This window comes from Crenobacter intestini (assembly GCF_004919095.1).
Classification (GTDB): domain Bacteria; phylum Pseudomonadota; class Gammaproteobacteria; order Burkholderiales; family Chromobacteriaceae; genus Craterilacuibacter; species Craterilacuibacter intestini.
In genome coordinates, this window is sequence record NZ_STGJ01000021.1 from 16,487 (window position 1) to 39,762 (window position 23,276).

At 68.1% G+C, this 23,276-nt stretch carries 22 protein-coding genes and 2 tRNA genes; 9 read left to right on the forward strand and 15 right to left on the reverse strand.

Going from position 1 to position 23,276, the window contains the following annotated elements; genetic code table 11:
* Positions 1-5 precede the first annotated feature (5 nt).
* From E5K04_RS14735 to E5K04_RS14800, 14 genes are all read right to left on the reverse strand, one after another.
* Positions 6-656: a sugar transferase gene (locus E5K04_RS14735; RefSeq protein WP_136555503.1), complete on the reverse strand. Its 651-nt coding sequence runs from the start codon at positions 654-656 to the stop codon at positions 6-8.
* Positions 653-1,816 (reverse strand): DegT/DnrJ/EryC1/StrS family aminotransferase, encoded by a 1,164-nt coding sequence (locus E5K04_RS14740; protein WP_136555506.1) that lies wholly within the window; start codon positions 1,814-1,816, stop codon positions 653-655. Before E5K04_RS14740 ends, E5K04_RS14735 begins: the two co-directional genes overlap by 4 nt.
* A gap of 155 nt (positions 1,817-1,971) precedes the next feature.
* Entirely contained in the window at positions 1,972-3,201 is a 1,230-nt protein-coding gene (locus E5K04_RS14745; protein WP_136555508.1) for a glycosyltransferase family 4 protein, read from the reverse strand.
* 28 nt (positions 3,202-3,229) lie between these two features.
* Positions 3,230-4,336, reverse strand: a complete 1,107-nt coding sequence (locus E5K04_RS14750) for a glycosyltransferase family 4 protein (protein ID WP_136555510.1) — start codon at positions 4,334-4,336, stop codon at positions 3,230-3,232.
* A complete protein-coding gene (locus E5K04_RS14755) occupies positions 4,333-5,424 on the reverse strand; it encodes a glycosyltransferase (protein ID WP_136555512.1) in 1,092 nt (363 codons plus the stop codon). The genes E5K04_RS14750 and E5K04_RS14755 overlap by 4 nt, the downstream gene beginning before the upstream one ends.
* Positions 5,417-5,989: an acyltransferase gene (locus E5K04_RS14760; RefSeq protein WP_136555514.1), complete on the reverse strand. Its 573-nt coding sequence runs from the start codon at positions 5,987-5,989 to the stop codon at positions 5,417-5,419. The genes E5K04_RS14755 and E5K04_RS14760 overlap by 8 nt, the downstream gene beginning before the upstream one ends.
* Positions 5,986-7,251 (reverse strand): lipopolysaccharide biosynthesis protein, encoded by a 1,266-nt coding sequence (locus E5K04_RS14765; RefSeq protein ID WP_136555516.1) that lies wholly within the window; start codon positions 7,249-7,251, stop codon positions 5,986-5,988. Before E5K04_RS14765 ends, E5K04_RS14760 begins: the two co-directional genes overlap by 4 nt.
* A gap of 11 nt (positions 7,252-7,262) precedes the next feature.
* Positions 7,263-8,360, reverse strand: a complete 1,098-nt coding sequence (locus tag E5K04_RS14770) for a DegT/DnrJ/EryC1/StrS family aminotransferase (protein WP_136555518.1) — start codon at positions 8,358-8,360, stop codon at positions 7,263-7,265.
* A 93-nt stretch (positions 8,361-8,453) separates the two neighbouring features.
* Positions 8,454-9,023: an acyltransferase gene (locus tag E5K04_RS14775; RefSeq protein WP_136555520.1), complete on the reverse strand. Its 570-nt coding sequence runs from the start codon at positions 9,021-9,023 to the stop codon at positions 8,454-8,456.
* A 22-nt stretch (positions 9,024-9,045) separates the two neighbouring features.
* Positions 9,046-10,104 carry a Gfo/Idh/MocA family protein gene (locus E5K04_RS14780; RefSeq protein WP_136555522.1) on the reverse strand — a complete coding sequence of 353 codons (1,059 nt, stop codon included), beginning with the start codon at positions 10,102-10,104 and terminating at the stop codon, positions 9,046-9,048.
* 3 nt (positions 10,105-10,107) lie between these two features.
* Positions 10,108-11,412 carry a nucleotide sugar dehydrogenase gene (locus E5K04_RS14785; protein WP_136555601.1) on the reverse strand — a complete coding sequence of 435 codons (1,305 nt, stop codon included), beginning with the start codon at positions 11,410-11,412 and terminating at the stop codon, positions 10,108-10,110.
* Between the two features lie 203 nt (positions 11,413-11,615).
* A complete protein-coding gene (locus E5K04_RS14790; protein WP_136555524.1) occupies positions 11,616-12,416 on the reverse strand; it encodes a polyamine aminopropyltransferase in 801 nt (266 codons plus the stop codon).
* Positions 12,406-13,359, reverse strand: a complete 954-nt coding sequence (gene ttcA / locus E5K04_RS14795; protein WP_136555526.1) for a tRNA 2-thiocytidine(32) synthetase TtcA — start codon at positions 13,357-13,359, stop codon at positions 12,406-12,408. Before ttcA ends, E5K04_RS14790 begins: the two co-directional genes overlap by 11 nt.
* Before the next feature lie 66 nt (positions 13,360-13,425).
* Entirely contained in the window at positions 13,426-14,166 is a 741-nt protein-coding gene (locus E5K04_RS14800; RefSeq protein WP_136555528.1) for a pteridine reductase, read from the reverse strand.
* A gap of 90 nt (positions 14,167-14,256) precedes the next feature.
* Between E5K04_RS14800 and E5K04_RS14805 the strand changes: the two genes are divergently transcribed.
* The 9 genes from E5K04_RS14805 (at position 14,257) to lnt (ending at position 21,735) form a co-directional block, all read left to right on the forward strand.
* A complete protein-coding gene (locus E5K04_RS14805; RefSeq protein WP_136555530.1) occupies positions 14,257-15,411 on the forward strand; it encodes a class I SAM-dependent methyltransferase in 1,155 nt (384 codons plus the stop codon).
* 148 nt (positions 15,412-15,559) lie between these two features.
* Positions 15,560-15,636: transfer RNA gene (locus tag E5K04_RS14810), tRNA-Met, on the forward strand.
* A 35-nt stretch (positions 15,637-15,671) separates the two neighbouring features.
* Positions 15,672-15,748: transfer RNA gene (locus E5K04_RS14815), tRNA-Met, on the forward strand.
* A gap of 131 nt (positions 15,749-15,879) precedes the next feature.
* On the forward strand, positions 15,880-16,410 hold the full coding sequence (locus tag E5K04_RS14820; protein ID WP_136555532.1) for a GNAT family N-acetyltransferase: 531 nt from the start codon (positions 15,880-15,882) through the stop codon (positions 16,408-16,410).
* Positions 16,411-16,545: 135 nt separating this feature from the next.
* Positions 16,546-17,880, forward strand: coding sequence for a tRNA (N6-isopentenyl adenosine(37)-C2)-methylthiotransferase MiaB (gene miaB, locus E5K04_RS14825; protein ID WP_136555534.1), 1,335 nt, complete (start codon positions 16,546-16,548; stop codon positions 17,878-17,880).
* Between the two features lie 58 nt (positions 17,881-17,938).
* Positions 17,939-18,904, forward strand: coding sequence for a PhoH family protein (locus E5K04_RS14830; RefSeq protein ID WP_136555536.1), 966 nt, complete (start codon positions 17,939-17,941; stop codon positions 18,902-18,904).
* A complete protein-coding gene (gene ybeY, locus E5K04_RS14835) occupies positions 18,885-19,397 on the forward strand; it encodes an rRNA maturation RNase YbeY (RefSeq protein ID WP_136555538.1) in 513 nt (170 codons plus the stop codon). The genes E5K04_RS14830 and ybeY overlap by 20 nt, the downstream gene beginning before the upstream one ends.
* Complete coding sequence (locus E5K04_RS14840; RefSeq protein ID WP_136555540.1) at positions 19,397-20,254, forward strand: HlyC/CorC family transporter; 858 nt, start codon at positions 19,397-19,399, stop codon at positions 20,252-20,254. Before ybeY ends, E5K04_RS14840 begins: the two co-directional genes overlap by 1 nt.
* Positions 20,254-21,735, forward strand: a complete 1,482-nt coding sequence (gene lnt / locus E5K04_RS14845) for an apolipoprotein N-acyltransferase (protein ID WP_136555542.1) — start codon at positions 20,254-20,256, stop codon at positions 21,733-21,735. Before E5K04_RS14840 ends, lnt begins: the two co-directional genes overlap by 1 nt.
* 50 nt (positions 21,736-21,785) lie before the next feature.
* On the opposite strand, the gene E5K04_RS14850 is transcribed toward lnt, so the two are convergent.
* On the reverse strand, positions 21,786-23,273 hold the full coding sequence (locus tag E5K04_RS14850) for a CoA-acylating methylmalonate-semialdehyde dehydrogenase (RefSeq protein WP_136555544.1): 1,488 nt from the start codon (positions 23,271-23,273) through the stop codon (positions 21,786-21,788).
* Positions 23,274-23,276: the final 3 nt, after the last annotated feature.

The following is a 23,276-nucleotide window of genomic DNA, read 5'->3' on the forward strand; positions in this document are numbered from 1 at the left end:
AGGACTCAACGGTCGACGATCTTGTGGAGAGTGGCGAGGATGATGCGCAAGTCGCCCAGCAGCGAGTAGCCCTGCGCGTAGCGCACATAGTGGGCGAGCTTTTGCGGCAGCACCTCGTCGATATACGCGCGCTCGGGGTCGGCGGCGGCGCCGAGGATCTGGTTCTCGTCGATCATCCTGATCGACGCCCAGTCGGTGATCCCCGGGCGCACCGACAGCACCAGCGCCTTCACGTCATCCGGGTAATGCGCGACATACTTGGGTACCTCGGGGCGCGGGCCGACCACGCTCATGTCCCCTACCAGCACGTCGATCAGCTGCGGCAGCTCGTCGAGCTTGCTCTTGCGCAAAAAATGCCCGGCGCCGGTCACCCGCGTGTCGGCCCCCACCGTCAGTTGGCCGTGCCGCTCGCTGTTTTCCTGCATGGTGCGGAACTTGTGGATGCGGAACAGCACGCCGCCCCGCCCCACCCGCACCTGGCGGAAGAACACCGGTCCCGGCGAGTCGAGCTTCACCCACAGCGCGATCAGCAGCAAAAAGGGCGACAGCAGCGCAAGCCCGGCGAGCGACGCCGCGATGTCGAACAGCCGCTTGATCAGCGGCGAGCCGTGGCCGCTGCCGGCGCAGCAAGGCAGGACGGAAGGCCCGCCACTCATGCGCCGAGCACCTCGCGCACCGCCGCGATCACCCGCGCCTGGTCGTCGGCGCTCATCCTGGTGTAAAGCGGCAGCGTCACCTCGGCTTCGAACGCCGCCTGCGCCGCCGGGAAGTCGGCCGGCGTCAGGCCGTAGCCGTCGCGCCACACCGGGTGCAGGTGCAGCGGAATGAAGTGCACCGAGCAGCCGACGCCCTTTTCGGCCATGCGCGCGATGAAGTCGTCGCGGCTGATGCCCGCCTCCGGCTTGAGGCGCACCGGGTAGAGATGCCAGGCGTGGCTGCTGGATGCGTGCGCGGGGCGCGAGGGCAGGATCAGCGGCAGGTCGGAGAGTTCGGCGTCAAAGCGCGTCGCCATCTCCTCGCGCTGGGCGTGGAAGCGGCGGATCTTGCGCAACTGGTGCAGGCCGATCGCGGCGGCGATGTCCGGCATGTTGTACTTGAAGCCGGGTGCGACCACCTCGTAGAACCACGCCGGCGTCGTCGAGCGGTAGCGGTCGAACGCGTCGCGGCTGATGCCGTGCAGGCGCATCACCTTGCAGCGCGCGATCAGGTCCTTGTCCTTGGACACCACCATGCCGCCCTCGCCGGTGGTCATCGTCTTGTTCGCGTAGAAGCTGAACACCGTCGCATCCGAGTCCAGCGCGCCGACCAGCTTGCCTTGGTACAGCGTCGGCAGCGCGTGCGCGGCGTCCTCGACCACCTTCAGCCCGTGCTCGCGCGCCACCGCAATGATCGCGTCCATCTCGCAGGCGAGGCCGGCGAAGTGCACCGGCATCACGGCGCGGGTCTTGGGGGTGATCACCGCGCGCAGACCCTCGGCGGTCATGTTGAGCGTCAGCGGGTCGACGTCGACGAACACCGGGTCGGCGCCCAGGTAGCGCACCACCTCGGCGGTCGCCGTGAAGGTATAGGTCGGCACCACCACCTCGTCGCCCGGGCCGATGCCCAGCGCCTCGAGCGCCAGGTGCAGGCCGGCGGTGGCCGAGTTGACCGCGATCGCCTCGACACCGTCGCCGATGAATTCGGCAAAATCAGCCTCGAACTGGCGGGTCTTGGGGCCGGTGGTCACCCAGCCCGAACGCAGCGCGTCGACCACTTCGGCAATCTCTTCCTCCCCGATATCGGGCAGGGCAAACGGCAGGAATTTGGCTTCGCTCATCTTCATTTTCCCATTATCAGACCGGTGGGTTACGCCCCCATTCCTTCGCGCCGCTTCGCTTGCCGCGCTCAGTCTGGGGCTAACCCAGCCTACATTTATTGATCACCGCGTAGGGTGGCTTAGCCGCGGGTGCGCGGCGTAACCCACCATCGCCATCACGGGCAGCAAGCGTCGATAAACCGCCGCGCCAGCACCTTGTAATCGTGGTTGGCCAGCACGTACTGGCGGCCGGCCGCGCCCAAGCGGCCGCGCTCGTTCGGCGTCTTCGCCATCATCGCGCGCACGCCCTGCGCGATCGCCGCCGGATCTTCCGCCGCCACGCTGATGCCACAAGCGGCCGCGGCGACGATGTCGTTGCCGGCGTCGACCGAATGGATCACTGGCTTGCCGGCCATCATGTAGTCGAACAGCTTGTTCGGGTTGATGCCGAAGCGGTAGATCGGCAACTTGCGCCAGCCGATATACAGCGCGTCGGTCGCGGCGAGGAAGGCCGGCACCGCGCGCTTAGGGATGGCCGGCAGGAAGTGCACGTTGGCAAGACCCAGCCGCCGCGCCTCACCTTCCAGCGCCGTCTTGTCCGGCCCGTCGCCGACCAGCACGAAGGCGGCCCGGCTGTCCGTCAGGCCCGCCGCCGCTTCCAGCAGGAAGTCGAGCGCGTTGGCGAGGCCGTGCCCGCCGGCGTAGCCGACGATGAAGCGTCCGTCTGCGCGCAAGCCCTCCAGCAGCGCACGGTGCGCGTCGGGCAACGGCAGCGGCTCGCCCTGCCACTCGGCGACATCCACCCCGTTGGGCACCACCGCGTATTTCCCGGGCGCCATGCCGTGCGAGAGCATGTAGTCCTTCGCGCACGGCAGCATCGACACCACGGTGTCGGCCTTCCGGTAGCCGAAGTCCTCGGCCCACTGCAAGAGACGGATGAACGGGTGCTTCGGGCTCATGCCGCCCACTTCAACCGGCGTCAGCGGCCACAAATCGTGCACCTCGTAGGCGAGGCGCGCACCGGTCTTGCCGGCGATGAACGCCGCCGGCACTGTGTCGAGCGGGTAGGTGCTCGACGCGATCACCAGGTCCGGCTTCCAGTCGCGCAAGAAGCGCCCGGACAGGCCCATCAGCCGGCGCAGGAAGGCGAAGATATTGACCACCCGCTTCGCGCCGTTGCCCTCGTAGCGCGGCGTGCGGCACCAGGTGTAGCGGATGCCGTCGATCACCTGGTCGGCGTACGCCTTGCCGAGCTCGGGGTTGTTTTGCCTCAGGTGCGAGAAGTCGGCGGCGACGATGTTCACCTCGTGCCCGGCGCGCACCCATTCGCGCGCGAGGTAGTACGGGCGGAACTCCATGCCGTGGGCCGGCGAGCCGGCGTAGTGGTTGATATAGAGGATCTTCATCTTGTTCTTTGATGGCGGGGTGGCCGCCTCAGCCTGCGGCTTCGAGCGTGCGGTAGAGCGCGACCAGCTTTTCCGCCTCGGCCGCCCAGCTGTATTTGGCGAGCACCGCACGGCGGCCGGCCTCGCCCATTTCTCGCGCGCGCGTCTCGTCGGCGAACAGCGTGTTGATCGCCTGCGCGACCGCGCCCGCGTCTTGCGGGTCGACCAACAGGCCGCAGCCGGCGTCCTCGACGATGGCGCGCCACAGCGGGAAGTCGCTGGCAATCACTGGCAGGCCGGCCGCCATGTACTCGAACAGCTTGATCGGCAGCGCGTCGACGTAGTTGGGCGTCGGGAACAGCGTCACCAGCCCCGCCTTGCTGCGCGCGAGCACGTCGGCGACGCCGTCGCGGCCGAGCACGCCCAGTTCGTTGACGCGCGCCCAGCCCTCGCGCCGGGCCAATTCGTCGCGCAGCGCAGGCTCACTCCACGGGCCGGCCAGGTTCAGCCGCGCGCAGGTCTCCGGCAGCGCGTCAACCACCGGGCCGATGCCGCGGATACGGCTGATGCCACCCAGGTAACACACCTCGTTGCGCCGCGCGTTCCAGTCGGTTTCCTGCAGAAATTCGTCGAGGATGGGGTAATTGCACACGTCGACACAATGCAGGGCGCGCTGCGCGAAGCGCTCGCGGATATGCGGGGTCGCGGCGACCACCGCGTCGAAACGCGCGATCGCCCAGTCCTCAACCCGCTCGAAGCCGCCGGACACCCAGGGCCTGGCGGCGCCGGGGATCCAGTGCTTGGCGAGGATCTGCCGCGGCACATCCTCGTGCACGTCGTAGACCACCTTGATGCCGGCCTGCTTCAGGCGCAGCGCGGCCGGGATCAGCTCGGGGTCGTGGAAGTGGACGACGTCGGGCGCGAGCGCGCGCGCCGCCTCGTACACGCGGTGGACGGTGCCGGTCATGCGCGAGAAGCGGCCGCCTCTCTTGGCGCCGGCGTCGTGGATGCGCACGCCGCCACGGATCTCCTCGCCCTGGCCGTCGGCGACGATCAGGCTGACGTCGAAGCCGGCGGCGGCGAGGCTCTGGCACTCCTTGACGAAGATGCGGATATCGTGGCGCGGGTGCGCGCTGGTCAGATGGACAACTTTCATGCTTTCTCTGCGGCGCGGGCGGCGCCGGTCACTTCCGTATAGAGCGCGGCGAATTTCGCCATGTTTTCGTGGTGGAGCGCCTTGGCTTCGACCAGGCGCCGGTTGAGCATGGCGGCGTCGGTCAACTGCGCGTCATCGCCGGCAGTGTCGAGCGCGCCCTTGAGCGCGTCGCCCAGCCGGCCGATATCTTCGGCGATCACCCCGCCCATGCCGTCGATCACCCACTCGAGGTTGGCCGGCAGGTTGGAGAGCAGCGGCAGGCAACCGTGCCCCATCGCCTCCAAGAGGCTGATGCTGGTCGCGTCCGACTCGGGCACGCTGACGAACACCCGGCTTTGCGAGTAAAGCTCGGCGAGGCGCGAGGCCTGCACGAAGCCGGTGAACACCACCCGCGAGAGGTTCAGCCCGGCGGCGAGCGCCTGCAAGGCGTCGGTCTCCTCGCCGCTGGCGGCGACGGTCAGGCTCCAGCGCGCATAACGCGGGTCGGCCTCGACTTCGGCCCACGCGCGCAAGATTGCATCGACGCGGTAGAGCTTCTTGTGCAGCCGGCACGACAGCACCTGATAGGGCTTGGCGGCGACGTCGACCGCAGCCGGCAGCGCGTCGATGCCGTAGTTGAGCACCGCGATGCGCGCCTTCTCCCCGGTGAATTCGCGGATCTTCGCCGCCATATGCAGCGAGTCCGAGGTGATCAGGTCGGCGGCGGCGAGGTTGGCCTTCACCATCTGCCCCATCAGCGGGTTCTGCTGCGGCAGCCGCAGCACGTCCGACCCCCACGCGGTGAGCACGATGGGAATGCCAAGGCCGCGCGCGGCGCGCGTCGCGTGCCAGGCGACGCTGTTGGCCTGGTGGATATGCACGACGTCGGGGCGGATGGACTTCATCCAGCCGCGCAACTTGCCGACCGCCGAGAACGAGGAGAAGCGGAAGTCGACGCGTAGGACGCCTGCCAGGTTGGCCGGCCGGCGCGCCGGCGGCACCTCGTCGCTGGTCGCCAGCCACACTTCGCGCACATGCGGCGCGATGCCTGCGAGGTAGCGCCAGGTGTGCACCGACGCCGAGCCCACCACCAAGAGTCTGTCAATCATGGGCCCAGGCCTCGTACAGGGGTTTGAGTTCGGGATGCGCGGCGAGGAATTTCTCGTCGCGGCTGCGGGTGTCGCCGACCACGCGCGCCGGGTTGCCGGCGAGCACCGCGAAGTCGGGGTAGTCGCCCGCCTCCACCAGCGAATACGCGGACACCAGACACCCCTTGCCCAGCCGCACGCCCGGCATCAGCACCGAGTGCGGGCCGACGAAACAGTACTTGCCGAGCACAGTCGGCTTTTTCAGGTAAGCCACATGCTCGCGGTGGTCGAGGTAGGCCGCGCCATAGAGGCGCAGCGCGTCGTGGCTGGAGTGAGTGAGCAGCGACACATAGTTGGTGATCTGGCAGCCCTCGCCGATGGCAAGGCCGCCGGAGGCGTCGATCAGGTTGAAGTGGCCGATGAACACGTTGTCGTCGACCATCAGCTGGTGCGGGTGCTCGATCCGCGTCATGTTGGAGACGCGCACGCGGGGCAGGCGTACGCCGTCGTAGCGGGTGAAGCCGACCACCATGCGCGGGCCGATCAGCCCGGAGAGCCGGTACAACAGGGCGCGCCACAGCCTCATCGCCGCACCGCCTTCCACAACCAGACAAAGTAAGCAGAAAAATAGACAGTCATCACTGCCGAGACTAACGCAAAAGCGTCGCCGACGTCGCCGAATCGCTCGAAACCGAATGACAGCGCCGCGAGGAACAACGAGATGCCGACGACGGTGAACGCGAACGCGGTGCGCTGGCGGCCGATCACCAAGGGCACCATGCCCAGTGGCGAGGCGACGAAATGGAACAGGATGTAGGGGGCGAGCATGCGCGCGTATTCGCCCGCCTGCCGCCAGGCTTCGCCGAACACCCACGCGAACAGCGCATCCCCCCACAGCACGATCACCACGAAGGGCGGCAGCGCGAGCGAGAACAGGATGGCCATTAGCCGCGCGAGCAGGGGCCGCAGCGACTCATGCGCCGCGTGCGCAGCGGCAAGGTCGCGGTAGGCGACCTGCGCGACCGCCTGGCCGACCAGCGCCGCCGGCAGCTTCAGCACCCGCATCAGGAGGCCATACAGGCCGACGGTCGCCGAGCCGGAAGTTGCGGTCAGCAGCGTCACCGTCAGCATGTCCTGCAGCGACGCGACGAAGGCGTGCGGCGCGTTGATCAGCGGAAACTCGCGGTAGCGGCGCGCCACGGCGGCGAGCCCCGCGCGGTCGACGCCGCGCCGCCAGCCGAACTTCGCGCGGATGTCCTGCCAGGCCTGCACCAGCGTCGACGCGGCCTGCCCGGCCAACTGGCCAAGCACGAGGCCGGTCGCCCCCATCCCCGCGAAACCCGCCGCCAGTTGCACGCCGACCAGGCTGCCGCCCAGCGCGAGGCGGCCGCCCGCGTTGGCGCGGTAGCGCTGGTGGCGGTTGTTCCAGCTGGTGAACGCCTGCATCAGCCCCCCCAGCCACAGGGAGAGCGGCAGCCACGGCAACAGCCGGGCGAGCGATGCCTCGCCCGCCCACGCGGCGAGCGCGTCGCCGGCCAGCCACAAGGGCAGGATGGCGACAAAGGACAGGGCAAACGACAGCAGCAGCGAGAGCGCCATCAGCCGTTCGGCGTCGGCCTCCTCGCGCGGCAGCACGATCGCCATGTCGTAGCGTGCGGTCATCAGCACCGCGAGCGAAGAGAGCCACGCGGTGTAGATCGCCAGCACGCCGAAGTCGGCCGGCGTGTAGAGCCGGGTCAAGAGCGGCGCGGCCATCAGCGGCAGGAACTGCGACAGCGCGGCGCCGCCGGCGAGCAGCGTCACGTTGCGGGCGAAACCGCCGGCAAACAGCGCGCGCGCGCGCCGCATCAAGCCACCCGTCACGCCAGCGCCTGCCTCACCGCGGCGACGATCGCATCCTGGCTCGCCTCGTCGAGGAAGGGGTGCATCGGCAGGCTCATCACCCGCGCCGCGGCCGCCTCGGCGACCGGGAAGCTGCCCGCGCCCTGGCCAAGACCAGCGAACGCCGGCTGCAGGTGCAGCGGGATCGGGTAGTGCACCGCGGTCGGCACGCCGGCTTCTTTCAGGCTGGCCTGCACCGCCTCGCGGTTGGCGACTTCGATGGTGTACTGCGCGTAGACATGGGTATTGCCCTCGCCCACCACCGGCACGCGGGCGACATCCTGCAGCAGGCGGCTGTAGCGCGCGCCGATGCGCGCGCGCGCCTCGACCTCATCCGGGAAGCTCGGCAGCTTGGCCAGCAGCACCGCCGCCTGCAGGGTGTCGAGCCGGCCGTTGAGGCCGATCACCGGGTGGTGGTAGCGCCTGTCCTGCCCGTGCACGCGGATTTCGCGCATCTTCTTGGCAAGCGCATCGTCGTCGGTGAAGCACGCGCCGCCATCGCCATAACAGCCCAGCGGCTTGGACGGGAAGAAGCTGGTGCAGCCGATGGTGGACAGGCTGCCCGAGCGGCGGCCTCGCTGGCTCGCACCGAAGCTCTGCGCGCCGTCCTCGATCACCGCGAGGCCGTGCTTCTCGGCGATCGCATTGATCGCGGCAAAGTCGGCGCACTGGCCGTACAGGCTGACCGGCATGATCGCGCGGGTACGCGGGGTGATCGCCGCCTCGACAAGCGCGGGGTCGAGGTTGTAGCTGGTCGGGTCGATGTCGACGAACACCGGCTTGGCGCCCAAGAGCGCGATCATCTCGCCGGTGGCGATAAAGGTGAACGGGCTGGTGATCACCTCGTCGCCCGGGACGATGCCCAGCGCCATCATCGCGATCTGCAAGGCGGTGGTGCCGTCGCTGACGCCGACGGCGTGCTTGACGCCCACGTAGGACGCGAGCGCCGCCTCAAGCTCGGCCACTTCCGGGCCCATGATGTACTGGCCGTGGTCGAGCACCGCGTGGATGCGCGCGTCGATGTCGGCTTTCAGATGCTGGTACTGCGCCTTGAGGTCGATGAACTGGATGGACATGGGTAAACCTTGTTGCCCTGCGGGCGAAAGCCGGGACGGAAAACGGAAAACCGGGCGGGCGCCGCTCTGCGGCTCACCCGCCCGGCGCCTTGGTCAGACAGGCGTGCAGCTGTTGCCGGTGACCTGGTAGCGGGTGTTGCAGGCAGCGCACTCGTGCTCGCCCAGCGTGCTGTCGACGCGCTCGCCGCACTGGCACATCCAGCCGATGCGTCTGGCCGGCGTACCGACCATCAGCGCGTAAGGCGGCACATCCTTGGTAACCACCGCGCCGGCGCCGATGAACGCGTACTCGCCGATCACGTGGCCGCACACCACGGTGGCGTTGGCGCCGATGGTCGCGCCCTTCTTCACCACGGTGCGGCGGTATTCGTGCTTGCGGCTGACGTGGCTGCGCGGGTTGTTCACGTTGGTGAACACCATCGAAGGCCCGCAGAACACGTCGTCTTCCAGCGTCACCGCGTCGTAGATCGACACGTTGTTCTGCACCTTCACGTTGTCGCCGATCACCACGTCGTTGGCGACGAACACGTTCTGGCCGAACGAGCAGCCGGCGCCGACACGCGCGCCGGCCGAGACATGGCTCCAGTGCCAGACGCGGGTGCCTTCACCGATTTGTGCGCCCGCATCGACGATGGCGGTCGGGTGGATCATCGTTTCACTCATCCCTTGTTCCTCGTGCGTGCGCTCAGTAGTCGAGCGGCAGGCTGACGCGGCGGCCGTCGCGCGCGGACAGGTACATCGCGATCAGCAGCTCGAGCGACTTCAGCCCTTCGCGGCCGTCGGTCTCAGGCGTGGCCTCGCCCTGCATCACGCGGATCACGTTGTCGTAATAGAGCGGGTGGCCGAAGCCGTACACGCTGGTCGTCGCATAGCTGGCGTCCTTGATCTCGGCGTCCATCTCGTGCGGCGTCTCGAACTCCCAGTGCTGGATCTCGTTGACGGCGACGCCGCCGACGCGCACCGAGCCCTTCTCGCCCAGGATGGTAATCGAGCCTTCCAGGTTCTTCGGGTAGGTCAGCATGGTGACGTTCATGCTGCCCATCGCACCGGAGCGCCACTTGACGCTGACGGTACCGGTGTCCTCGACCTCGATGTCGCGCGAGAGCGTCGCCATATAGGCCTGCACGCTCTCGACCGGGCCGATCAGCCAGTCGAGCAGGTCGACGTAGTGGCTGGCCTGGTTCATGAAGGCGCCGCCGTCGAACTCCCAGGTGCCGCGCCAGGCGCCCTGGTCGTAGTAGGACTGCGGCCGCGTCCAGAACACGTTGACGTTGACCATATGGATGCGGCCGAAGCGCTTGGCCTGCATCGCGCGCTTCAAGAGCTGCAGGGTCGCGTTGCGGCGGTTCTGCTTGACGACGAACAGGCGGCGGCCGGCCTCGTCGGCCGCGCGCACCATGGCGAGGCCGTCTTCCCAGCGCGTCGCCATCGGCTTTTCGGTCATCACGTGAAAGCCCGCGCGCGACGCGGCGATGCTCTGCGCCGGGTGCAGGCCGGACGGTGTGGTCAGGATCACGACGTCGGCGTCGCTCGCTTCCAGCAGCGCGTCGATGCTGGCGTGGCCGCGCGCGCCGGTGCGCGCAACCGCTGCGGCGAGCGCCGCCGGGTCGATGTCGCACACGTCGGTCAGCTCTGCGCGGTCGGCGTGTTTTTCCAGCGCGTTAAAGTGGTTGGCGGCGATACGGCCGCAGCCAACCAGCGCGAAGCGGACCTTGCGGCCCCGGATGGTTTCGAATGAGTGCATCGCTTACGCCCTCACGATATGGTCGGCCGGCTCGAGGAACTTGCCGCGGGTGTCGACGATCAGCTTCGCGTTCGCCTTGATCAGCGCGTAGTCGAACTTGTCGTGGTCGGTCGCGAGCAGCACGCAGTCGAACGACGCGAGCGAGGCGGCGGAAAGTTCGGTGCTCGCCAGGTCGAAGTGGTGCTCGCGCATCAGCGGGAACACCGGCACGTGCGGGTCGCTATACGCGACTTCGGCACCCAGCGCGCGCAGCTTTTCCATCAGGAACACCGACGGGCTCTCGCGCATGTCGTCGACGTTCTTCTTGTACGCGATGCCCAGCACCAGCACGCGGCTGCCGTTGATCGCCTTCTTGCGACCGTTCAAGGCAGACGCCACCTTGGCGACCACCCAGTCGGGCATGCCGGAGTTCACCTCGCCGGCCAGCTCGATGAAACGGGTGTTCACGCCGTACTCGCGCGCCTTCCAGGTGAGGTAGAACGGGTCGATCGGGATGCAGTGCCCGCCCAGGCCCGGGCCTGGGTAGTAGGGAACGAAGCCGAATGGCTTGGTCGCCGCGGCGCGAATCACCTCGAAGATGTCGATGCCCATCTTGTCGGCGACGATCTTCATCTCGTTGACGAGGCCGATGTTCACCGCGCGGTGGATGTTCTCCAGCAGCTTGGTCATCTCGGCCGCGCGGGTGCTCGACACCGGCACCACCTGGTCGATCACCGCGCCATACAGCGCGACGCCGACTTCCTGGCAGGCGGGGGTGACGCCGCCGCACACCTTGGGGATGGTGCGGGTGGTGAAGTTCGGGTTGCCCGGGTCTTCGCGCTCGGGCGAGAACACCAGGAAGGCGTCCTGGCCGACCTTGAGCCCGCGCGACTCGATGCGCGGCAGCAGCTCCTCGTCGGTGGTGCCCGGGTAGGTGGTCGACTCGAGCGACACCAGCTGCCCCTTGCGCAGGTAAGGCACCAGGGAATCGATGGTGTTCAGTACGAAGGAGAGGTCCGGCTCGCGGTACTTGTTGAGCGGCGTCGGCACGCACAGGATCAGCGCGTCGGCCTCGCCCGCGCGCGCGAAGTCGCAGGTCGCCTCGAAGCCGTCCATCAGCGCGCGCTGGATGCTGTCGGCGCTGATGTGCTCGATGTAGCTGCTGCCGTTCATCAGCGCGTCGACCTTGCGCTGGTCGATGTCGTAGCCGATGACCTTGTAGCCGACTTCGGCGAAGCGCAGCATCAGCGGCAGGCCGACGTAGCCCAGGCCGACGATGCCGATGACCGCCGACTTGTCGGCAATGCGGGAGAGAAGTTGCTGTCTGATCACGATGGATTCCACGGAAGTGATTACCCGGGCGCGTCCGCAAGCAGGACGCGGCCGCCGGCGACGCAGGTGGCCGGCACGGCGCGAAGCCGCAAAAGTCGCGATTATACGCCTTATTCCTCCATGCAATAGGGCTCGACAGCCCGCTGTCGCGCACAAGAAAAAACCCGCCGGAAGGCGGGCTGGACAGGCGGATCGCAGGGTCAGACCAGCAATCGTCCGGCGCTGTGCAGGTTGCTCTCGCGCAGGCGGCGCACGAAGTCGGAAAACTCGACGCCGTAGCGGCATTCCAGGCGGGCGGCGCGTTCTTCCAGCGCGTCCCACGCGGTCGGCACCGGGCTCTGCCTGAACGCCAGCACCGCGACGTTGCCGTGGCCGGCCGACGGCAGCTCGAGCACGCGCCCGTCGAACACCGCGAGCAGCCGCTCGAGGAAGCCCTGATAGCGCTTGTCGCCGCTCCACCAGTTGGCGACGAACACGCCGCGCGGGCTGAGCGCCCGCTTGCAGTCCTCGAAGAAGTCGTCGCTGACCAGCGCGTCGACGATCTGCAGGCCGTCGTAGCCGTCGACCAGGATGGCGTCGGCCGAATCGCGCGGAATCTTCACGTAGTCGGCGCCGTCGGCCTCGACGATCTCGAAGTACTCGCCCTCCGGCGGCAGCTGGAAGAACGAGCGCGCGACCGCGACCACCTGCGGATTGATCTCGACCGCGACCTGGCGCGCGTCGGGCAGGTACTCGTCGATGAAGCGCACCAGCGAGCCGCCGCCCAGGCCGATATGCAGGATGTGCTCCGGCGCCTCGCTGAACAGCAGGAAGCCCGCCATCGCCCGCGTGTAGCTGAGCACCAGCTCGGACGGCTCGTCGAGGTTCATCGAGCTTTGCACGGTCTCCGAACCGAGGTGCAGCGAGCGGATGTTGCCAGTCTCCGAGATCTCGACTTCGGGCATCGCGTCGACGCCGCCGCGCACGCGGCGGCGGAACGGGTGGCGCGCCTTACCCGCCACAGGCGCTCTCCTTCGGACGCGAGTCAAGGATGCTGATCCGCTTCCTCGCCTGCCCGTCCTCGTCCACCGGCTGCGGGTCGTGGAACTCTTCCTTGTCGAAGGCCGTGTCGCCGCCGGCCGCCGGCACTTCGCCCGCGACCAGGTCCACGAAGCCGAACAGCTGGGTGTCGGCCAGGTGCGACGGCACCACGTTCTGCAGGGCGCGGAACATGGTCTCGATGCGGCCGGGGAAGCGGCGGTCCCAGTCGTTGAGCATTTCCTTCACCACCTGGCGCTGCAGGTTGGGCTGCGAGCCGCACAGGTTGCACGGGATGATCGGGAATTGGCGCAGCTCGGCGTAACGCTCGAGGTCCTTCTCGCGGCAGTAGGCGAGCGGGCGGATCACCACATGCTTGCCGTTGTCCGACACCAGCTTGGGCGGCATCGCCTTGAGCTTGCCGCCGTAGAACATGTTGAGGAACAGCGTCTGCAGGATGTCGTCGCGGTGGTGGCCCAACGCGATCTTGGTCGCGCCCAGCTCTTCGGCGACGCGGTAGAGCACGCCGCGGCGCAGGCGCGAGCACAGGCTGCAGGTGGTCTTGCCCTCGGGGATCACCCGCTTGACGATCGAGTAGGTGTCTTCCTCGACGACGCGGTACTCGACGCCGATCGACTCGAGGTAGGCCGGCAGCACGTCGGCCGGAAAGCCCGGCTGCTTCTGGTCGAGGTTGACGGCGACGATGGAGAAACTGATCGGCGCCGACTTTTGCAGGCCGAGCAGGATGTCGAGCAGCGCGTAGCTGTCCTTGCCGCCGGACAGGCAGACCATCACGCGGTCGCCGTCCTCGATCATGTTGAAATCGTTGATCGCGTCGCCGACATGGTGACGCAGACGTTTGGTGAGCTTGTTGCCCTCGTAGGCGGCCTTGTCCGCCTTGAGGGCGGCGTCGTTCGAATCAGTCATGGCAGGCTGTAAGGGGCTGAAAAGCCGGCGATTTTAGCGCCAAACCGCCCGCTTTCGCCAGCGCCGCTACAGCACCACGCTGCGCCCGCCGTCGACCGCCAGGATCTGCCCGGTCACGTAGCCGGTATCCAGCAGCAAGAAGGCGACCGCCCGCGCGATGTCGTCCGGCCCGCCGGTGCGCGCCAGCGGGATGCTCGCCTCGATGCGCGCGCGCTCGGCCGCGTCGAACGACACCTCGTCCTCCGGCCACAGGTTGACCCCGGGCGAGACGCCGTTGACGCGCACCCGCGGCGCAAGCTCCAGCGCCAGCGCACGGATCAGCTGCGCGTGGCCGGCCTTGGCGACGCTGTACACCAGATGCTTCGCCATCGGCCGCTCGGCGTGGATGTCGACGATGCCGACAATCGCGCCGCGGCTCGCCGCGAGGTGCGGCGCCGCTGCCTGCGCCAGAAACAGCGGCGCCTTCAGGTTGGAGCCGATCAGGTCGTCCCAGTCGGCCTCGCCGATTGCCCCGACCTCGGTCGGGTAGAAGCTCGACGCGTTGTTGACCAGCGCGTCGAGCCGGCCGAAGGCAGCCACGGCCTCGGCGATCAGCCGCTCGGGCGCGCCCGCCGCGGTCAGGTCGGCCTGCGCGAGGCAGACCGAACCCGCGCGCACGCGCTCAAGCTCATCGGCCAGCGCCTCGGCTTCAAGACGCGAGCCGCGGTAGTGCAACACCAGCTTGCAGCCCCGAGCGTGCAAGTACCGCGCGATCCCCGCGCCGACCCGCCGGGCGGCCCCCGTTACCAGCACCACCTTGTCGTCCATCTCGCCTCCTGCGGTCCGTTCCCCTGCCATGCCCTTCTCATGGCCGGGGCTTTGGCAGACAATCTCGTCATATTGTACCGGAATCCCGTGATGACCCAGCTTCCCGCTCCCGACGCGGCCGCCCAGGCCGCAAGCGAACAACTGTGCGCGCTGATCGGCGCCGAAATCGACGCCGCCGGCGGCTGGCTGCCGTTCTCCGTTTACATGGAGCGCGCGCTGTACGCGCCTGGCCTCGGCTACTACGCGGCGGGCAGCGCCAAGCTCGGCGCCGGCGGCGACTTCACCACCGCGCCTGAGCTGACCCCGCTGTTCGGTGCCACCCTCGCCCGCCAGATTGCCGAACTGCTGCCGCAAACCGGCGGCACCGTCTACGAGTTCGGCGCCGGCAGCGGCCGCCTCGCCGCCGACCTGCTCGCGCGGCTCGCCGAACTGGGCTGCCTGCCCGAGCGCTACGTGATTATCGATTTGTCGCCCGACCTGATCGATCGCCAGCAGGCGTTGCTGGCGGCCAAGGCGCCGACGTGGCTGGACCGCGTCAGCTGGGCGGGCGAGCTGCCTGAACGGCTTGACGGCGTGGTGATCGGCAACGAGGTGCTCGACGCGATGCCGTGCGAGCTGGTGGTACGCGGAGAGAATGGCGCCGTGCTGCGCCGTGGCGTGGTACGCGAGGGCGCCGCCTTCGCCTTCGCCGACCGCCCCGCCGACGCGGCACTCGCTGAACGTGCCGACGCCTGCCTGCCGGCCCTCCCCGGCTACGTCAGCGAGGTGAGCCCGGCCAACGCGGCCTTCGTGTCCACGCTGGGTGCGCGCCTCGTTCGCGGCGCGGTCATCCTGATCGACTACGGCTTCCCGCGCGCCGAGTACTACCACCCGCAACGCAGCCGCGGCACGCTGATCGGCCACTACCGCCACCACACGGTCGACGACCCGTTATTCCTGCCCGGCCTGATGGACCTCACCTGCCACGTCGACTTCACCGCTGTCGCCGAGGCGGGACTCTCAGCCGGGCTCGACCTGATCGGCTACCTGTCGCAGGCGCAGTTCCTCGTCAACGCGGGGCTCGCCGACGAGCTGTCGCGTCTGGACAGTAGCGACGCCGCGCGCTACGCGCCGCAGGCGGCCGCCGCGCAGAAACTGGTGTCACCGGCCGAGATGGGCGAACTCTTCAAGGTGGTCGCGTTCGGCCGCGGTGTCGGCATTGACTGGACGGGCTTCACTCAGGGCGACCGCTGCCACACGCTATAAAAAACCCAAGCCATTGATCCTTAGGCACAATCCGGCCAAAAAACCGGCGGACACTACGGAAAATGGCGGATTTTGTCATGGCCAGGGTTGACAGCCCATCGGGCTGCCCTTATAGTTCGCAGCCTCGATGCCAAGGCATCGAAAGCGTGGCGAATTAGCTCAGTCGGTTAGAGCGACGGAATCATAATCCGCAGGTCCGGGGTTCGAGTCCCTGATTCGCCACCACCCGTTTTACCGGGATCTGACTTGTCAGGTCTCACGGCGAATTAGCTCAGTCGGTTAGAGCGACGGAATCATAATCCGCAGGTCCGGGGTTCGAGTCCCTGATTCGCCACCAATAAAAAAGCCAGCGCACTGCGCTGGCTTTTTTGCATTCAGCCCCGCCTTGACGTATTCATGCTGCATCGCGACAATCCACTGTAGATTGTATAAAAACATACGGCGCGACCCGAGCGCGCCTGCCCAACCATGCCAAGCCAGAACCTTGCCTCCCGCCCGCAGGCGGAGGTCACGCTGCGCGCGATGCGCGCGGCCGATATCGACGCCGTGCTCGCCGTGCAGTCGCAATGCTACCGCGCCGAGCTGATCGAAAGCCGCGACGCGCTGGCCTCCCGCCAGCGCCTGTCGCCCGACACCTGCTTTGTCGCCGAAGAGGACGGCCGCGTGCGCGGCTACCTGTTCGCCCACCCCTGGCAAGGCGAGACGCCGCCGGCGCTGGACACCCCCTTACCGGCACTGCCCGAGCACTGCGACACGCTATTCCTGCACGACATGGCGATCAGCGAACGGCTGCGCGGGCGCGGCGTCGCGCCACGCCTGATGGAAAAGGCGCTACGCTCGGCACGGGCCCGTGGCTACCGCTACGCGCGGCTGGTCGCCGTACAGGGCGCCGCCAGCTACTGGCGAAAGCTGGGTTTCAAGCCCTACCCGCTTGGCCGCGGCAAGCTCGCGTGCTACGGCGACGGCGCCGAAGGCATGCTCGCGCCGCTGATGCACTGAGGCGGCCCCGACCGTTTTGCCGCGCCTGTGGTACACTCGCGCGCAAGCCATTCATTTGCCAGCAAAAAACCGCACCCGGCGACGGGAATCAGGCGGGACATTGCTGGCATTTATCATTTCCCGAGCGCAAGACAGATGAAAAAGGTTTACATCAAGACCTTCGGCTGCCAGATGAACGAATACGACTCCGACAAGATGGTCGACGTACTCGGTCTCGCCGAAGGCGCCGTCAAGACCGACCGTCCCGAGGACGCCGACGTCATCCTGTTCAACACCTGCAGCGTGCGCGAGAAGGCGCAGGAAAAGGTGTTCTCCGACCTGGGCCGCATCCGCGAGCTGAAGGACAAGAACCCGGCGCTGGTGATCGGCGTCGGCGGCTGTGTCGCGAGCCAGGAGGGCGAGGCGATCGTCAAGCGCGCGCCCTACGTCGACGTGGTGTTCGGCCCGCAGACGCTGCACCGCCTGCCCGAGCTGATCCGCGCACGCCGCGCCGAGGGCCGCTCGCAGGTCGACATTTCCTTCCCCGAGATCGAGAAGTTCGACCACATCCCGCCGGCCAAGGTCGACGGCGGCGCCGCCTTCGTGTCGATCATGGAAGGCTGCTCGAAGTACTGCTCGTTCTGCGTGGTGCCGTACACCCGCGGCGAGGAAGTGTCGCGTCCGTTCGACGACGTGCTGACCGAGATCGCCGGCCTCGCCGCGCAGGGCGTCAAGGAAGTGACGCTGCTGGGCCAGAACGTCAACGCCTACCGCGGCCTGATGGCCGACGGCGAGATCGCCGACTTCGCGCTCCTGCTCGACTACGTGCACGAGGTGCCCGGCATCGAGCGCATCCGCTTCACCACCAGCCACCCGCGCGAATTCACCGACCGCATCATCGACTGCTTCGCGCGGCTGCCCAAGCTGGTCTCGCACCTGCACCTGCCGGTGCAAAGCGGCGCCGACCGCATCCTGATGGCGATGAAGCGCGGCTACACCGCGCTCGAGTACAAGTCCATCATCCGCAAGCTGCGTGCGGTGCGCCCCGACATCTGCCTGAGCTCGGACTTCATCGTCGGCTTCCCCGGCGAGACCGAGGCCGACTTCAACGCGACGCTCAAGCTGGTGCAGGACCTCGCGTTCGACTTCAGCTTCGTGTTCATCTACAGCCCGCGCCCGGGCACGCCGGCGTCCAACCTGCCGGACGACACGCCGCACGCCGAGAAGGTGCGCCGCCTGGAAGCGCTGAACGAGGTGATCGAGGCGAACGGCTACGCGATCAACCGCGCGATGGTCGGCACCACCCAGCGCGTGCTGGTCGAGTCGGTGTCGAAGCGCGACGCCAGCATGCTCGCCGCGCGCACCGCCAACAACCGCGTGGTCAACTTCGTCGGCCAGCCGCGCCTCTTGGGCCGGATGATAGACGTGCGCATCACCGAGGCGTACCCGCACTCGCTGGGCGGCGAGGTAGTCACGACCGAGTCGGTGTAATACCATCAGGGCATGACGACCCCGGGGCCGCCTGCCGGCGGCCCCTCACACGGATACCATGTCCCACAGCGAACACCTGAGCTTCACCCCTGTCGACAACGAAAGGCTGGCCCGTCTGGCCGGCGTGCTCGACGAGAACATCAAGCAGATCGAAACCGGTCTGGACGTCACCATCACCCGCCGCGGCGAAGCGTTCCGCATCCAGGGCGAGCGCGCGCGCGACGCCGCCGACGCGCTGACCCGCCTCTACCTCCTGAGCGAAAAGCAGGAACTGTCGGTCGACGACGTGCAGCTGACGCTGGTCGAGATCCGCCAGCACCTGAACCGCACCGCCCTGGCCGACGCGCCGGTGCTGATCACCCGCCGCGGTGACCTCAAGGGGCGGACGCCGCGCCAGGCCGGCTATATCAAGGCCATCCTCGAACACGACATCACCTTCGGCATCGGCCCTGCCGGCACCGGCAAGACCTACCTCGCGGTCGCCTGCGCGGTCGACGCGATGGAGCGCGACGCGGTCAAGCGCATCGTGCTGGTGCGCCCGGCGGTCGAGGCCGGCGAGAAGCTGGGCTTCCTGCCGGGGGACCTCGCGCAGAAGGTCGACCCCTACCTGCGCCCGCTGTACGACGCCCTCTATGACCTGATGGGCTTCGACCGCGTCGCCAAGCTGTTCGAGAAGAACCTGATCGAGATCGCGCCGCTCGCCTACATGCGCGGGCGCACGCTGAACAACGCCTTCATCATCCTCGACGAGGCGCAGAACACCACGCCCGAGCAGATGAAGATGTTCCTCACCCGCATCGGCTTCGGCTCGAAGGCGGTGGTCACCGGCGACGTCACCCAGATCGACCTTGCCCGCCACCAGAAGAGCGGCCTCGTCGAGGTCGAGCGCATCCTCAACACGGTGCGCGGCATCCATTTCCACCACTTCCAGAGCGAAGACGTCGTGCGCCACCCGCTGGTGCAGAAGATCGTCGACGCCTACGACCGACACGCGACCGAACAAGATGAAAAAAGCCAAGCGTAACCCCCTGCTGGCGCGCCGCGCCGCGCGCCTGACCCTCGCCTACGACAACCGCAGCAGCGCGCAGGCACTGCCAAGCCGCGCGCTGTTCGAGCGCTGGGCGCGCGCCGCGCTGCAAGGCGGCGACGAGCGCGCCGAGATCAGCCTTAGCGTGGTCGATGCCGAAGAGGGCCGCGAGCTGAACGGCCAGTGGCGTGGCAAGGACTACGCGACCAATGTACTGAGCTTCGCGCTGAACGAGGGCGAGCCCATCCCCGGCATGCCGCTGTGCGGCGACCTGGTGCTGTGCGCCGGGGTGGTCGAGCGCGAGGCGGCCGAGCAGGGCAAGCCGCTGGCCGCGCACTACGCGCACCTGACCGTGCACGGCATGCTGCACCTGCAGGGCTTCGACCACGAGGACGACCAGGAGGCCGACACCATGGAGGCGCTGGAGACGCGCATCCTCGCCCGCCTGGGCTTCGCCGACCCCTACCAGGGCGAGAAGGGGAACGCCTGATGGACGACGGCAAACCCACGCCCAACTGGTTCGAACGCCTGCTCAACCGCTTCACCCACGAACCGGACGACCGCGAGGAGCTGCTCGCGCAACTGCGCGCGGCGTTCGAGCGCAACCTGATGGACGCCGACGCGCTGTCGATGATCGAGAGCGTGCTGGGTTTCGCCGAGCTGTCGGTGCGCGACGTGATGGTGCCGCGCAGCCAGATGGACGTGGTGCGCACCGACGAGCCGATCGAGCGCTTCCTGCCGATGGTGATCGACACCGCGCATTCGCGCTTTCCGGTGATCGATGGCGACAAGGACAATATCGTCGGCATCCTGTTGGCCAAGGACCTGCTGCGCTACTTCCACGACCCGAAGAACTTCGACCTGCACGACTCGCTCAGGCAGGCGGTGTTCATCCCCGAGTCCAAGCCGCTGAACGTGCTGCTGCGCGACTTCAGGAACGCGCGCAACCATATGGCGATCGTGGTCGACGAGTACGGCAGCGTGTCCGGCCTCGTCACCATCGAGGACGTGATCGAGCAGATCGTCGGCGACATCGACGACGAATACGACTTCGACGAGACCGAAGACAATATCGTGCCGATCCGCGGCAGCCGCTACCGCGTGAAGGCGACCACCGAGGTCGAGGACATCAACGCTTTCTTCGGCACCGACTTCGCCGACGAGGACGCCGACACCCTGGGCGGCCTGGTACTCGGCGCGATGGGCCACGTGCCGCACCGCGGCGAGCGGGTGAGCCTCGGCCGGCTCGACGTGACGGTGCTGCGCGCCGACAGCCGTCGCCTGCACACGCTGATCGTCACCCCCAGGCGCGAGGCCGAGCCCCCCGCCCCCGAGCAGGACGCCTGATGCGAGCGCCGCTTTACTGGACGCTGGTGGTCGCCAGCGGCGCTGCCGTCTTGTTCGCGTTCGCGCCCTACCGCCTGTTCTGGCTGATGCCGCTGCTGCTGGCGGTGCCGCTCGCGCTGTCCGCGCGCGCAGGGGCCCGCCCCTTCCTGACCGGCTACCTGTGGGGCCTCGCCGCGTATACCGCGTGCTTCAACTGGATCTACCACAGCCTGCATACGGTAGCTGGCCTGCCGTCGTTGCCGGCGGCGGCGGCCACGCTGCTGCTGCCCGCCTACCTCGCGCTGTTCCCGGCCGCCGCCCTCGCGCTGACCCACCGCCTCGCGCGCGGGCGAGCGCTGCTTGCCCACCTCGTGCTGTTCCCGGCGTTGTGGACGCTGGCCGAATGGTTGAGAAGCTGGTTGTTGACCGGTTTTCCGTGGGGTGCGGTCGGCTACAGCCAGATCAACGAGAGCCCGCTCGCCGGCTACGCAGCCGTCGGCGGCATCCACGCGGTGACCTTCCTCGTCGCCCTCACCGCCGGCGTGCTCGCGCAACTGCCGCTGTCGAACACGCGCGCTAGGCTCGCCATGGCCGCGCTCGTTGCCGCGGCATGGGGCGGCGGCGCAGCCTTGAGCGGCATCAGCTGGACGCAGCCGGTCGGCACGCCGACCCGCGTCGCGCTGGCGCAGGGCAATATCCCGCAATCACTCAAGTGGAACCCCGACCTCCAGCAGCTGACGCTGGAACGCTACTTCCGCATGATCGCGACCGCGCGCGCCGACCTGTTGATCCTGCCCGAGACGGCGATCCCGCTGTTCCTCGACGATTTGCCCTCCGGCGTGATCACCATGATCCAGCGTGAGGCGCACGCCAAGAAGATGGCGGTCGCCGTCGGCATCCCGCGCCGCACCGACGACGGCCAGGGCTATCTGAACGCGGTGGTTGCCTTCAGCGACGAGCGCCTGCCCTACTACGCGAAGGACCACCTGGTCCCGTTCGGCGAGTTCATCCCGCTGCCCTCGCTGATCGGCTGGATCTACCGCTACATGGACATGCCGCTGTCAGGCTTCAGCCGCGGCGGCAGCGCGCAGGCGCCGCTCGCGCTGGCCGGCCAGCAGGTCGCGTTCAACGTCTGCTATGAAGACAGCTTCGGCGAGGAACTGATCGGTCCGGCGCGCGACGCGACCCTGCTCGCCAACGTCAGCAACCTCGCGTGGTTCGGCGACAGCGTCGCCATGGACCAGCACCTGCAGCTGTCACAAGCCCGCTCGCTCGAGACCGGCCGGCCGATGCTGCGCTCGACCAATACCGGGATGACGGCGCTTATCGAGGCGGACGGCACCGTCAAGGCGCTCGCCGCGCCGAACACCACGCAGGTGCTGAACGTCGAAGTGACCGGCCGCAGCGGGCTGACCCCGTATATGCGCACGGGCAACCTGCCCATGCTGCTGCTGTGCGTCCTGCTGCTGGTGGCGGGCAGCCTGTTGGCGCGCCGGCGCTGAATGAAAAAAGGGCCGGCATGCGCCGGCCCCACCTCCCCACGAGTCAACCCTTACTTCATCGTCGGCATCACGAACTCGGCGTCCAGCCGCTCGGGCCAGCGGCTGGTGATCGTCTTCATCCGCGTGTAGAAGCGCACGCCTTCCGGGCCGTGCATGTGGTGGTCGCCGAACAGCGACGCCTTCCAGCCGCCAAAGCTGTGGAACGCCATCGGCACCGGGATCGGCACGTTGACGCCGACCATGCCGACCTGGATGCGGTGGCTGAATTCGCGCGCCGCAGCGCCGGAACGGGTGAAGATGCTGGTGCCGTTCGCGTACGGGTGCGCGTTGATCAGCGCGACGGCGCTCTCGAAGTCCGGCACACGCACCACGGCGAGCACCGGCCCGAAAATCTCCTCGCGGTAGATGGTCATCTCGGGCGTCACCTGGTCGAACAGGCAGGGGCCGAGGAAGAAGCCGCTCTCGTAGCCCGGGTGGCGGTAGCCGCGGCCGTCGACCACCAGCCTGGCGCCCTCGGCGACGCCGGTGTCGACGTAGCCCTTCACCTTGTCGCGGTGCACGCGGGTCACCAGCGGCCCCATTTCCGCCTCGCCGTCCGCGCCGACGCCGATCTTCAGCGTCTTCGCGCGCGCGGCCAGCTTGTCGACCAGCGCGTCGGCGATGTCACCGACCGCGACCGCGACCGAAATCGCCATGCAGCGCTCGCCGGCCGAGCCGAAGGCGGCGCCGGTCAGCGCCTCGACCGTGCCGTCGAGGTCGGCGTCCGGCATTACCACCAGGTGGTTCTTGGCGCCGCCCAGCGCCTGCACGCGCTTGCCGTGGCGCGCGCCGGTCTCGTAGATGTACTGCGCGATCGGCGTCGAGCCGACGAAACTCACCGCCGACACGTCCGGGTGGGTCAGCAGGGTGTCGACCGCCTCCTTGTCGCCGTGCACCACGTTGAATACGCCATCCGGCAAGCCGGCCTGCTTGAGCAGCTCGGCGAGCAGCAGCGCGGCCGACGGATCACGCTCGGACGGCTTGAGGATGAAGGTGTTGCCGCAGGCGATCGCCACCGGGAACATCCACAGCGGCACCATCGCCGGGAAGTTGAACGGGGTGATGCCGGCGACCACGCCCAGCGGCTGGCGCATCGAATGGCTGTCGATGCCGCCTCCGACCTGCTCGGTGAACTCGCCCTTGAGCAGTTGCGGGATGCCGCAGGCGAATTCGACGACCTCGAGGCCGCGGGTGACTTCGCCCATCGCGTCGGACACCACCTTGCCGTGCTCGGACGAGATCAGCTCGGCGAGCTTGCGCTGGTTGGCTTCAAGCAGTTCCTTGAACTTGAACATCACGCGGGCGCGGCGCAGCGGCGAGGTGTCGGCCCACGCCGGGAACGCGGCACGCGCGGCGGCGACCGCGGCGTTGACGTCGGCCCGGTCGGCCAGCGCGACGCGGGCGACCACTTCGCCCAGCGCCGGGTTGTACACGTCGGCGCTGCGGCCGCCCTGGCCGGCGACGCTCTGCCCGCCGATGAAATGCTGGATATGCTGCATCTT